8 protein-coding genes, 4 pseudogenes and 1 other annotated feature are annotated in these 12,297 nt (G+C 62.7%); of the genes and pseudogenes, 10 read left to right on the top strand and 2 right to left on the bottom strand.

Going from position 1 to position 12,297, the window contains the following annotated elements; translation table 11 throughout:
• Positions 1 to 49: 49 nt before the first annotated feature.
• Positions 50 to 406 (top strand): annotated as a pseudogene (locus MVF96_RS22085) (transposase); the annotation flags it as partial.
• Between the two features lie 17 nt (positions 407 to 423).
• Here the strand turns inward: MVF96_RS22085 and MVF96_RS22080 are convergent.
• Entirely contained in the window at positions 424 to 987 is a 564-nt protein-coding gene (locus MVF96_RS22080) for a helix-turn-helix domain-containing protein (RefSeq protein ID WP_247450507.1), read from the bottom strand.
• Positions 988 to 1,152: 165 nt separating this feature from the next.
• Between MVF96_RS22080 and MVF96_RS22075 the strand changes: the two genes are divergently transcribed.
• The 7 genes and pseudogenes from MVF96_RS22075 to MVF96_RS22045 all read left to right on the top strand — a co-directional run.
• Positions 1,153 to 2,577, top strand: a complete 1,425-nt coding sequence (locus MVF96_RS22075) for a uracil-xanthine permease family protein (protein ID WP_247450504.1) — start codon at positions 1,153 to 1,155, stop codon at positions 2,575 to 2,577.
• A complete protein-coding gene (locus MVF96_RS22070; RefSeq protein WP_247450503.1) occupies positions 2,558 to 3,631 on the top strand; it encodes an isopenicillin N synthase family dioxygenase in 1,074 nt (357 codons plus the stop codon). The genes MVF96_RS22075 and MVF96_RS22070 overlap by 20 nt, the downstream gene beginning before the upstream one ends.
• A 62-nt stretch (positions 3,632 to 3,693) precedes the next feature.
• Positions 3,694 to 4,665: an isopenicillin N synthase family dioxygenase gene (locus MVF96_RS22065; protein WP_247450501.1), complete on the top strand. Its 972-nt coding sequence runs from the start codon at positions 3,694 to 3,696 to the stop codon at positions 4,663 to 4,665.
• A gap of 115 nt (positions 4,666 to 4,780) precedes the next feature.
• A complete protein-coding gene (locus tag MVF96_RS22060; protein ID WP_247450500.1) occupies positions 4,781 to 5,191 on the top strand; it encodes a VOC family protein in 411 nt (136 codons plus the stop codon).
• Between the two features lie 358 nt (positions 5,192 to 5,549).
• Positions 5,550 to 5,954: pseudogene (locus MVF96_RS22055) on the top strand (transposase); the annotation flags it as partial.
• A 63-nt stretch (positions 5,955 to 6,017) separates the two neighbouring features.
• A pseudogene (locus tag MVF96_RS22050) lies at positions 6,018 to 7,292 on the top strand (IS3 family transposase).
• Positions 6,288 to 6,416: a sequence feature (AL1L pseudoknot), on the top strand. Its footprint overlaps the pseudogene before it by 129 nt.
• A gap of 32 nt (positions 7,293 to 7,324) precedes the next feature.
• A pseudogene (locus tag MVF96_RS22045) lies at positions 7,325 to 8,173 on the top strand (IS256 family transposase); the annotation flags it as partial.
• 136 nt (positions 8,174 to 8,309) lie between these two features.
• Here the strand turns inward: MVF96_RS22045 and MVF96_RS22040 are convergent.
• Complete coding sequence (locus MVF96_RS22040) at positions 8,310 to 9,356, bottom strand: LacI family DNA-binding transcriptional regulator (protein ID WP_074852579.1); 1,047 nt, start codon at positions 9,354 to 9,356, stop codon at positions 8,310 to 8,312.
• A gap of 199 nt (positions 9,357 to 9,555) precedes the next feature.
• Between MVF96_RS22040 and MVF96_RS22035 the strand changes: the two genes are divergently transcribed.
• Positions 9,556 to 10,509 (top strand): dihydrodipicolinate synthase family protein, encoded by a 954-nt coding sequence (locus MVF96_RS22035; protein ID WP_074852580.1) that lies wholly within the window; start codon positions 9,556 to 9,558, stop codon positions 10,507 to 10,509.
• Between the two features lie 137 nt (positions 10,510 to 10,646).
• On the top strand, positions 10,647 to 11,972 hold the full coding sequence (locus MVF96_RS22030; RefSeq protein ID WP_247450498.1) for an Nramp family divalent metal transporter: 1,326 nt from the start codon (positions 10,647 to 10,649) through the stop codon (positions 11,970 to 11,972).
• Positions 11,973 to 12,297 lie beyond the last annotated feature (325 nt).

Raw genomic sequence — 12,297 nt, 5'->3', positions numbered from 1 at the left:
ACCCCACTGGTACCTATCCGTGCAGCAGTCCCCCTTGTTCGCCCGATGAAGAACCGACTTCTCGTTTATAGCAGCAGGATTGGTGCACCACAGCGATGCGGGCAGTCAGTACACAGCGCTGGCGTCTACCGAGGCGCTACGCGACTCCGGCCTCGCCGGATCGATCGGCTCGGTCGGCGATGCACTCGACAACGCGTTGATGGAAGCAGCGATCGGGTTGTACAAGACCGAACCGATCGAGCGCCAGCGATCGTGGACCGGCCGCGGCGAGGTCGAGCGCGAGACCGCCGCGTGGGTGCATTGGTCCAACACCGAGCGGCTGCACTCAGCGATCGGCTACTGCCCGCCCATCGAGTACGAGACGCGCTACCGTGAGACGGCCGCCTCCGAAGCGGAGGTGGCCTAAACCGGGACTCCCACCACCTAAAAGCTGGGGGGCGTGCTTACGAAGAGGAATACGGCGGTCTCGTCAGTGTCGTTGAACCACTGGTGGAGGACGTTGGCCGAGTAGTAGACGGTGTCGCCGGCGCGCAGCGCGACGTCTTGGCCGTCAATGTTGAGTCGAATCTCGCCCGAGATGACGTACACGAACTCTTCACCGGCGTGGGTTGTTCCCGATTCGGCGGCGCTATGTGGCTCGGCGGTTACCTCGTTGCAGTCCATGAGACGGGTGCCGGTTACGCAGAAACGCAACACTGCCGAGGGGCCGAGGTTGTAGCGTCGCGCTTCTTGTGCCCTGACTACTTTGACCGGCGACCGGTTGCTCTGCTCGAGCAGGTCGTGCGCGGTGGTGCCCAGGGTCTGCGCAATCCGGTGCAGGTTGATCACACTGGGTGTCGTGTTTCCGTTTTCCACCTGACTCAGGAAGGGCTGGGAGAGATCGGTCCTTCGTGCGAGTTCGGACAAGGTGAGCTGCGCCGCCTTACGCGCGGCCCGGATCGAGGCTCCCAGAGACCGCGCGAGCAACAGCTGGTCATCAACATCCACCTACGCAAGGTAGCAGCCCCGAAAGCAGCCAAAACGGACCTGGTGTCGCGGACGTAACTAAGCAGTTACAACGGAAACAGCACCGCAACTTTATTGATCCAGCCAATGAAATATTTCCTAGAGAATATTGGCGAGCCACGCTTTCCCACCCTTCCGGAGTATTCCATGCCTGCTGTCTCTGAACCCGACGCTCCCTCGGATGCGCACCCCGTTGATCTCCGACCCCCGATCCCACGCTTGTTCGCGTTCGGTCTTCAACACGTGCTGATCATGTACGCCGGGTGCGTCAGTGTGCCGCTGATATTCGGTGCCGCGGTCGGACTAAACGCTTCTGACATAGGTGTTCTGATCTCGGCCGACTTGCTGATATCGGGGGCCATCACCGTTGTTCAGAGCATCGGGCTATGGAAGGCGGTCGGGGTGCGATTGCCGGTGATCTGCGGTGGCACCTTCACGGCGTTGACGCCCATGATTCTGATCGCCCATGAGTACGGTATGCCGGCGGTCTACGGGTCGATGCTGCTCGGCGGTGTCATCGGCATTCCTCTCGCCTGGGCCTTTGCTGGCCTGTTGCGCTATTTCCCGCCCCTGGTAACCGGGGCTGTCCTGACTGTCGTGGGGTTATCGCTGATCGGCGTCGCAGGGGGACTCATTGTCGGTCAAGACACCCAAGCCGCCGACTACGCTTCGCCCGGCAACATTGGTCTTGCAGTGTTGGTTATCGCCATCGCAGTGACGCTGTTGTGTCTCGCTCGCGGTATCTGGCGGCAGCTCGCGGTGCTGCTGGCGCTAATGATCGGCACTGCAGTCGCGCTGCCCCTGGGTCTCTACAACCTCGACGCCGTGGGAGATGCGTCCTGGTTCGGGGTTCCCCAGCCGTTCCACTTCGGTGCTCCACAATTCCCACTGACGGCGGTCGTTGCGATGACGATCGTGATGATCGTGGTGTTCGCTGAATCCACCGCTAGCATTCTGGCGCTGAGCGAGATTACGGGCAAAGACATCGGCCGTGGTGACCTCGCCCGCGGACTGACCGGCGACGCGATCTCGGGCATTTTCGGAGCCGTCTTTAACGCCTTCATTGACACCGTGTACACCAACAACGTCGGCGCGGTTGCCACGACAAGGGTGTTCAGTCGATACGTCACGGCAGTCAGCGGAGTCATCCTGATCGCGCTGGGCTTGGTGCCGAAGCTCGGCGCCTTTGTAGCGGGCCTTCCGGGCCCGGTCATCGGGGGCGTCGGATTGATCATGTTCGCCGTGGTCGCGATCGTCGGAATCAACACACTCCGTCACATCAACCTCGGTGACCCAATCAACATGACTATCGCCTCGGCCACTGTGGGCGTGGGGCTACTCCCTACCTTCATGCCCGGCATGTTCGCTAAGTTCCCCGACTCCACCCAGATCGTGCTGGGCAGCGGTATCACCCTGGCCGCGATCACTGCGTTCACACTCAACCTTGCTCTCAATCACACGGCACTCGGGGTTAACGCCCGCCGGGCCATGACACCCGACAAGTCGGACTCATCCCCATTTGCAGCCCACAACATGATCGGAGAAGACGCACATGTCGCTTCCAAATCCTGACACCGCTGAGACATTTCAAGTCCCCGCCGTCGACATCAGCTCGTACACCTCGGAACGCACCATCGCCGCCCGAGCAGAAACGGCCCGTCAACTCGATGTCGCGTGCTCCACTGTCGGGTTCATCCAGGTTCTTGGCCACGGCATCCCCGCTGACGTACTTGTCGGGCTGTCCGACGCGGTCGACGCCTTCTTCGCCATGCCCTTGCACCTCAAGAAGAGCTACATAGTCGAGGGAAATCGCGGCTACACACCCCCGAAGAGCGAATCGTTGAGCTTGAGCCTCGGACTGGAATCTGCGACACGGATGAACGACTTCTTTGAGGCGTTCAATGTTGGCACAGAGGCACAGTCGTTCGCAGGTTTGGACCTCTCCGAGGACGACTACGGCCTGAACGTGTGGCCGGACATCGCCAACTTCCGCACCAACGTCGAAAAGTACTATGTCCACGCCTCACGAGTCGCACGCACCCTGACCACCGTCTTCGCCGATGCTCTGAACCTGCCACACGATTACTTCGAGTACCTCACCGACCACTCGGTTGACGTACTACGCATGAACAATTACGCGCTCCCCGAAGGCACCGTTACCCTTGATGGCGATCTCACCGGCATGGGCGAGCACACAGACTTTGGACTTGTCACCGTACTGTGGGCTGATCAAGTCCCTGGCCTGCAAGTACTTGGCCGCGAGGGCAACTGGCATGACGTCCAGCCCATCGATGGGGCCCTGCTGGTCAATCTCGGCGACCTTACCGCCCGGTTGACCAACGACCGTTGGATGTCGACTCTGCATCGCGTCAAGCCACCCATCATCGACGGCACCATCCAGCGCCGCCGATCGGTGGCTTTCTTCCACGACGGCAACATCGACGCCACCATTGCGACACTGCCAAGCCATCTCGACGCTGCCGACGGGTTGGCGTACGAACCAATCGTGGTCCGCGACCACATCAAGGCCAAACTCGCTGGTTCCCAGCAAGGTAAGGCCAACACCGCCGCCGTCCGGGAAGCATCGCGGGTCCTTGCCGCCTCGAACGGCTACGGCCAAGCCTGAGCGACGCCGCTAAGGCACAACCCCCTGCCATCGCCCTCGTCAATATCGACAAAAGGAAAACCATGAACCAACCACACATTCCGCTCATCGACCTCAACTCGTGGCGCACCGGAGACAACGAGTCCCGGGCGGCAGTCGCTGCAGAAGTGGATCGCGCACTCACTGAGTCAGGCTTTCTGCTGCTCGCGAACCATGGCGTCGCCGCCCACCTCGGAGCGAGCCTGCGAGAAGCCGCGAAACGGTTCTTTTCCCTACCAACACAGATCAAGGCGCAATACGAAACCACCGTCGGAGGCCGCGGCTGGCTTCCAAGCGGCAGAGAGGCCAACTCATTCGACGGAGAGGACGCAGACGCCGACAAACCCGACATGAAAGAGAGCTACACCATCGGACGCAATCACCTCACCGGTGATCCCGCTATAGACGAGTACTGGTTTCGAGCCAACGTGTGGCCCACAGAGGTGCCAGAACTCGAAGCCCAGGCCAACCGCTACATGGATCAGATGTACGGCGTGTACGACGAATTGCTCCGCATCTGCGGTGCGGCGCTCGGACTGGGCACAGACTGGTTCATCGAACGCTGCGCCAACGGAACTCGCACCCTCAACATCAACCGCTACCCTTCCATGGAAGAGACCGGCGCACCCAAGGATGGCCAATTTCGTGTCGGCCCCCACACCGACTGGAGCATCTTCACGTTGCTCGACCGTCAGGTCGGATACGGCGGCTTCCAGGTCGAAAGCCACGGACAGTGGTTCGACGCACCTTTCGTAGAAGGAGCACTGGTCATCAACATCGGCGACCTCATGGCCCGATGGACCGGCGATCGGTGGCGATCGACCCGCCACCGCGTCCTGCCCCCGCAGGATCAGGCACCGAAAGAAGAGCTGATCTCACTCATCCAGTTTTGCGATGCCAACGTCGACGCCGTCATCAAACCGATGCCCGCTCCGATCGGCAAGAACACGAACCTGGCACCGATCGAAGCAGGCGAGTACCTGCGCCGACGGGCCCTCGCAGCCACTGTCAGCTGATTAACGCTCTACAACCGTGCAGTTCAGCAGGTCATGCCTGGCGCCAACGCTATTGCCCGCCGGCCAACTCTAGCCACCCCCACTAACTGGACCAGATCTCCCCAAGGAGACTCAAATGACGGCATTCCCCAGCGTATCGCTCTCGTTCGTGAGCGTCATCTGTAATGATATCGTTGCGCAATCAGCATTCTACGCAGGCGTTTTCGCGCTACCGACAGCCACTGAGCTGTCCTCCGACCACTTCCGCGCGCTTAGACTCGGCGACACTATCCTCGGGTTTCACACTACGGCCGCCATCAGTCTGCTCGACCTTCCGCAAGACACCCCGATCGGTGATGCAGCAGCAGCATTCTGGACCTTCGAGGTCCACGACAAACAGGACGTCGACACCCTCACCGACTCAGCAGTCGCAGCCGGCGGTCGCCTCGTCAAGGCTCCCTACACGACGTATTATGGTGCATATCAATCTGTCCTGCGTGATCCAGAAGGAAATGTCTTCCGGATTAACAAATCTGGCGTAGCATGACTCCGAAGACCGCTCCCGGCCGGAGCGATATCCCGGAGGACTGGCTGATGGTCAGGACGAACCTCAGTGCCGAATTGCTGCCATCAGCAGCCCCACAGCCAGATTCGATGAAGTTTGCAATGACTGACACGGCCTCGCCGCAACTCTCGAAATCGTCTGTCCTTGAGACGCGGAGTCAACATATGGCTCGACACTGGGAGTCTCACAGATCGCTGACACCACCACTTTGCGGCAAGCAATCAGAGTCCTCGGCATCCACCGGCGCGCTAGGGACTGTCGCTGATTCGGTGTAAGTGGTTTTGATCGCCCCCGGCGTGGGGCAGGAGGAATCACGACGCTGACCGACACAATCGGGGGCGTGGATGCCCCAGTGGCGGGGCCGGTTCGGACCGGTCAGGAACACGATGTCACCGCCGCGGACGCGGTGCGTGAGCTCACCAAGGCCGAGCAGGCCTTGGTGAGCGATCTGGTGCGCAGCTCACGTGCTCAGGGTGTAGCGCTGACCGAGCATCTGGGCTATGACAAACATGACGTGGCCGGCCGGAACACCGGCAATTCACGCAATGGCACGCGTACGAAACGGGTGCTGACCGACGCGTGCGGGCAGGTGCCGATCGAGGTGCCCCGCGACCGCAACGGCACTTTCGATCCGGGGATCGTCGGTAATAGCAAACGACGCGTCACCGATGTGGATCGGGTAGTTCTGTCGCTGTATGTCAAAGGCCTCACGACCGGAGAGATATCGGCGCATTTCGCCGATGTGAATCGCCGATGTGAATCGCCGAGGGGTTGTCGGAGGCTCTCGAACCTGTGAAGGATGGAGAGTATGGCAGCACCACGGAAGTACAGCGTTGAGCTGAAGGAGCGGGCGACGCGGATGGCGGTGGAAGCCCGCCGGGACCCGGCCGGGAGCGCTCAAACGCATCGGCGACCAACTCGGCGTGCACCCGGAGGCGCTGCGCACCTGGGTCAAACAGGCCGAGATCGATGGCGGGGTGCGACCGGGCACCACGACCGGCGAGGCTGAGCGGATCGCGCAGCTGGAGCGGGAGAACCGGCAGTTGCGGCGGGCGAACACCATCTTGAAGCAGGCCTCGGCTTTCTTTGCGGCGGAGATCGACCGCCAACAGCGCTGATCGTGGAGTTCGTCGCCGCTTCCCGTGACGAACACGAAGTCGATCCGATCTGTGCGGCCCTACGCGACACGGCCGCCCAGATCGCTCCGTCCACAGTCCGAGCCCATCTGAGCTCTCGACGAATCGAGGCGCCACGAGTGGTCCGCGACCGCGAGATCCTCGGCGAGATCCGCACCGTGCATGCCGACAACCTCGGCGTCTACGGTGCCCGCAAAGTTCATGCCGAACTGCGCAGGAAGGGTGTCGGCGTGGCACGGTGCACCGTTGAACGATTGATGAAAGCTGATGGGCTGCAAGGGATACCGCGGCTGAAGACGCGGAAGACCACTCGCAGCGAGGGGGCCGAAACTCCGCAGCCGGCCGATCGTGTCAAACGCCAGTTCACCGCGGCGGCGCCCAACGCGCTGTGGGTGGCCGACCTGACCTACATCCGTACCCACACGGGTTGGGTGTACGCGGCGTTCGTCCTGGACGTGTTCTCGCGGATGGTCGTGGGCTGGCAGGTCTCGACCACCATGCACACCAGCCTTGCCCTTGATGCCCTGGACATGGGATTGTGGGCGCGGTCGCGTGCCGGCCAGGACGTGGCCGGGCTGATCCACCACTCCGACCGCGGCGTGCAGTATCGAGCCATCCGCTACACCGAACGATTGGCCGAGGCCGAAGCGGTGACTTCGGTTGGCTCCAAGGGTGATTCGTACGCCAATGCGATGGCCGAGGCATTCAACTCGTTGTTCAAAGCCGAGTGCATCCGGAACCCGGTGATGCGTCCTCGCGGTGGCTGGAGTGGTGTCGGCGAGGTTGGGATCGCGGTCGCCGAGTACCTCGATTGGTTCAATCACCGCCGCCTGCCCGGCGAGATCGGACACGTCCCGCCGGTCGAGTACGAGACCGCCTACTGGTCGACCCACACGGTCACCAGCTACCGTGAGAACCCGGTCCCGGCAACCGCTGGAGCCAACTAACCGAGCCTCCAGCAAACCCGGGGCGATTCAATGTGTACGGTGCGTCGGTGTCGAAAGACACCGTTTCCGGATCACTGATCGGGTGATCGAGGGGATGGTGAGTTGGTGGGCACGCCCGCTGGAGAAGGTGTACGCGGCGGTGTTCATTGACGCGATCATGGTCAAGACCCGGGACGGGCAGGTGCGTAACCGGCCGATCTACGCTGCGATCGGTGTTGATCTCGACGGGCACAAAGACATCCTCGGGAGGTGGGCCGGCGACGGGGATGGCGAGTCGGCCAAGTTTTGGCTGGCGGTGCTCACCGATCTCAACAACCGGGGTGTCCGCGACATCTTCTTCGTTGTCTGTGACGGGTTGAAAGGGTTGCCCGACAGTGTGTCTGCTGCGTTCCCGTTGGCCACAGTTCAGACGTGCATCATCCATCTGATCTCCGAACACCTTCAGGTATGCCTCCCGCATGTGCTGGGACAAGATCAGCGTCGATTTCAAACCAATCTACACCGCGCCGACCGTCGCTGATGCCTGGGTGCGGTGGGGAGAATTCGCTGAGAAGTGGGGCACGCCGTACCCGGCGATCGTCTCGTTGTGGGCGAACGCGTGGGAAGAGTTCATCCCCTTCCTCGATTACGACGTCGAGATTCGGCGAGTGTTGTTTTCTACCAACGCGATTGAAAGTCTCAACGCCCGATATCGGCGTGCAGTGTGCGCTCGAGGGCATTTCCCGAACGAGCAGTCCGCACTCAAGACGCTCTACCTGGTGACCCGGTCACTGGACCCGAAGGGTACCGGTCAGACGAAGTGGGCCGTACGCTGGAAGCCAGCGCTCAACGCCCTGGCAATCACGTTCGCCGATCGTATGCCCGCAGCCGAAGAACGCTGACCCACCGAGCAATCGGAAAACCGCCGCTTACACCGAATATCGGACAGACCCGACCTGGGCTAAACGGCAGCGATCCCGGGTGCTGTGTTACTCGCCCGGGATGACGGCACGGTTTCGATCGCCGGGCGTCAGGGTGTCAGGGTCGCGCGAACGGCCGGGTCGAGTTGCGGGGGATGAGTGTCGGCAGGACTGTGCGGACAAGGGGTTGTCCGGGGTCGGGTTGCAAGACGATCGCTAGCGCCTCGGCGGCGATTGTGTCGAATGCGGTACGCACCGAGGTGAGCGGTGTGGGGAGTCGTGCGGCGAGCGGGATGTCGTTGTAGCCGATGAGAGACAAGTCCGTACCGATGGCCAGGGACAGTTCGTGGGCGGCGGACATGGCGCCTATGGCGAGGTTGTCGTTGGCGCAGAAGACGGCGGTCGGTCGTGCCTCGGGATCGGTGAGCAGTGTCCGTGCGGCCTGCGCTCCGTCCTCGATCCCATATCCGGACTCGATGAACCGATCACTGGGCACGGTGAGCCCGGCCTCTGACAGTGCGCGACGTGCCCCTGCGAGGCGTCCCGTGGCGCTCGAGGTGAACAGCGGCCCGCTGAGAACCCCGATATCGCGGTGGCCGAGGTCCACAAGGTGGCGCACCGCCAGGTATCCGCCGGCCTCGTCGTCTCCGATCACCGAGGGACTTTTGCCATCGGTCCGCAAGACCAGCGCGTGGGCAACCCGGTCCTTCCGGAGTTGCTGAGGAAGCGGATCATCGATTCTGCTGGACGCCAGAATCAGTCCATCAACGTTGCGGTCGAGCAGTGTCGATGCCGCAGCTGCTTCATCGGCGGGTTCATCTCCGCTGGTTGCGACGATCGCGAAGTACCCGCGACGAAGCGCAGCACGCTCAATGGCTTCGAACATCAAGGCCATTACCGTGTCACTCAGGCGCGGCACCACGACTCCGATGGTCGCTGTGGCCCCTCGCCGCAGGTTCGAGGCGTAGGTGTTGCGCCGATATCCGAGTTCGTTGGCCACCTCTCGCACTCGGCGGGCAGTAGCCGAGCGTGAGGGCGGAATGCGCTCGTCGAGAACGCGGCTGACGGTCGACTTCGACACGCCCGCGGCGCGCGCGACGTCGAGCAGTGTGACCGCGCTTGGGGTGTCTGCGCCCATCGGCTTGGCGGTGTTGTTGGTGGACATCGCCCTCATCATCTCTCAAATACCCTCGAATCCTTGTTGCGACGAAAGCAATAACCGACCCCGTACGTGACCGTTGACACATCGCCTGGTGTGGACATAGTGTAGCAACCGATAGCGGGAACGTTCCCAAGAACGATTTCACGACCGCGATCTCGGCGGCCGCCGCCGTTCAGCAACCATCAGGAAAGCGAGGACGCAGATGTCCACTGTCGATCCCAAGTCCATAGATCTGCGCGGACTGACCCCCGCCCCGGTCACCCCCTTCACCCGTGACGGCGAGGTCGACTACGCTGCCATCCAGAGACTCGGGTCGTGGCTGGCCAGCGTGGACGGTGTCAAAGGTCTGGTCGTTCTCGGCCACGCAGGCGAAGGCACCTTCCTCACCCAGGACGAGCAGGTCCGAACCATTGCCGCCTTTCGCGACGCAGTACAGGATCGGCTGCCGATCATCGCCGGAATCACCGGCGAAGGCACCGCGGTAGCTGCCGAGGAAGCCAAGCGCGCCGTGGACGCCGGCGCCACTGCCGGCCTCGTTTACCCGTCGCATGGGTGGCTGCGTTTCGGCTTCCAGAAGGGTGCCCCTCAGGATCGCTACAAGCAGATCTACGACGAGTCGGGTCTACCGCTGATCCTGTTCCAGTACCCTGACGTCACCAAAGCCACCTACGACCTGGAAACGCAGCTCGAAATCGCATCGCAGCCTGGCGTGTTCGCCACCAAGAATGGTGTCCGCAACATGCGCCGCTGGGACCGCGAGATCCCGGTCCTGCGCCAGGAGTTCCCGGATCTGCAGATCCTGACCTGCCACGACGAGTATCTGCTGCATACCATGTTCGACGTCGACGGCGCTCTGGTCGGTTACGGCGGTCTCGCCCCGGAGCCGCTGGTCGAGCTCATCGCTGCCGGCAAGGCCAAGGACTACACCCGGGCTCGTGAGATCCACGACCGTCTGCTGCCAGTCACCGCCAACGTCTATCACCGCGGCTCACACATGGAGGGAACCGTGGCTCTCAAGGAAGGCCTCGTTGCTCGCGGCATCCTCGAGCACGCCACCGTGCGTTCGCCGCTGCTGCCGCTGGCCGCCGGCGCCGACGCCGAGATTGCCGCGGCGCTGCAATCGGCCGGACTCGGCTCGGTTGCCGCGTTCGCCTGATCCGCTCAACTGGTGCCCCCGGGGGCTGCCGATTCTGCGGCTCCCGGGGCAAGTCGCCCTACGATCTACCTCATTCCACCGGCCTCGGTCGGTTTTGGCGCCCGACCTCCCGGGACGCCGCACAGAAAGGCTCACCGATGAGTCGACCCTCCTCCTCATCGTCCAGCGGGACGCGCGAGTCCACTGCGCCTGACGCCGCGACCGATGTCACCGAATCCGCCGAGTTGTCCATCACCGGCCCCCCTAAGGCCCGCGCCTGGTGGCGTACCCTCGCCCTCGCCGGCCCTGCCTTCGTCGCCGGAGCCTGGCAGTTCGGACCCGGTAACCTTGCCAGCGCAGTCCAAGCCGGCAGCGACTACGGATACGCCCTTATCTGGGTCATCGTCGTCTCGACCGCATTCATGCTGGTCTACGCCGACATGAGCGTGCGCCTGGGCATCCGCACCCCGATCTCGATGATCAGCTCGGTCAAGGACGTCCTAGGCCATCGCGTCGGCCTGGCCGCAGGATTCGGCGTCTTCATCATCACTCTGTGCTTCTCGGTCGGAAACGCTGTCGGATCCGGCCTTGGCCTGTCCATGGTGTTCGGTGGCTCCCCCGTTGTCTGGACCGCATTGTGCACTGGATTCGTCGGATTGATCCTGTTGTTCCGCAACGTGTATCGCACCGTCGAGAAGATCCTGTTGGTGATCGTGGCGCTGCTGGGTATCACCTTTGTCGTCAGCGCGATCATCTCCCGCCCGGACTGGTTTCAAGCGGCGGAGGGGCTGATCCCCACGATTCCGCCCGGCGCGCAGCTCGTAGTCATCGCCATGGTCGGCACGAACTTCTCACTCAACGCCGCGTTCTTCACCTCTTACGGCACCCACGAACGCCGCCGCACCCGAGCGCAGTACCGCGACACCACCATCGTCGACACCATCCCAGGCATCATCGCGCCCGGCATCATGACCTCGCTGGTCATTGTCGTCGCCGCTGCCGTTCTCGGCCAACAGGGTGCTGAAGCCACTACCCTGGCCGGCCTCGCGAAAGTGTTCGAACCTGTTGCCGGAGAGCTTGGTTCCACTATCTTCGCCCTCGGGCTCTCCGGCGCTGCGTTCTCAGCCATGGTCGCAAACGCCACCACCGGCGGCACCATGCTCTCCGACGCGCTCGGTCGCGGTCCCTCACCCAGCACCCGCATCGCCCGATGCACCAGCGCCACGATCCTGCTCTGGGGACTGGTCATCACCATCCTGTTCACCAAATCCCCAGTCCAACTGATCATCTTCGCCCAAGCCCTCACCGTGCTCGTCGCACCGTTTCTGGGCTACCTGCTGCTCACCATGAGTAACAACCGAAACCTCATGGGCGACCTGAAGAACACCTGGTGGAAAAACGTCCTCGGCGTAGTCGGGTTCCTCGCGATCCTGTCGCTGTCGGCAACCATGATCGTCGAACTGGTCCAACAGCTCCAGAACTAACCGCGGGGCGGCGCCCCGTGCATGCCCGCCGCACCGCCGACAGCCCGCAGGCCTGGGTGCTCTGCTCGACATCAACCAGGCAACACTGCGGAACTGGATTGAACGCAACACCCCGATCGTGACCTCGCGGGGAACCACGACGGTGGGTGAGCAGGATGCTGAGTTGATTGGCGGACACCGTGACAGCGCCGAAGGGCGCGACCGCCCATCTCGAGGCGGTTCAACGGGATCGGGCCGCCGCCCGTGCACACCGAGGCACTGGTCGCCGACGACAAAGCCATGAATCCCGAGCACTCAGAGTCCGGATCATCCGCAGCGCCCACCC

This window comes from Gordonia hongkongensis, assembly GCF_023078355.1.
GTDB classification, from domain to species: Bacteria; Actinomycetota; Actinomycetes; order Mycobacteriales; family Mycobacteriaceae; genus Gordonia; species Gordonia hongkongensis.
This window is presented reverse-complemented; position numbering and strand designations above follow the sequence as displayed.

What these genes read in the sequence shown, in the direction of transcription:
- MVF96_RS22075 (WP_247450504.1), top strand. Translation starts at nt 1,153, where the DNA reads ATGCCTGCTGTCTCTGAACCCGACGCTCCCTCGGATGCGCACCCCGTT.
- MVF96_RS22070 (WP_247450503.1), top strand. Translation starts at nt 2,558, where the DNA reads ATGTCGCTTCCAAATCCTGACACCGCTGAGACATTTCAAGTCCCCGCC.
- MVF96_RS22065 (WP_247450501.1), top strand. Translation starts at nt 3,694, where the DNA reads ATGAACCAACCACACATTCCGCTCATCGACCTCAACTCGTGGCGCACC.
- MVF96_RS22060 (WP_247450500.1), top strand. Translation starts at nt 4,781, where the DNA reads ATGACGGCATTCCCCAGCGTATCGCTCTCGTTCGTGAGCGTCATCTGT.
- MVF96_RS22040 (WP_074852579.1), bottom strand. Translation starts at nt 9,356, where the DNA reads ATGTCCACCAACAACACCGCCAAGCCGATGGGCGCAGACACCCCAAGC.
- MVF96_RS22035 (WP_074852580.1), top strand. Translation starts at nt 9,556, where the DNA reads ATGTCCACTGTCGATCCCAAGTCCATAGATCTGCGCGGACTGACCCCC.
- MVF96_RS22030 (WP_247450498.1), top strand. Translation starts at nt 10,647, where the DNA reads ATGAGTCGACCCTCCTCCTCATCGTCCAGCGGGACGCGCGAGTCCACT.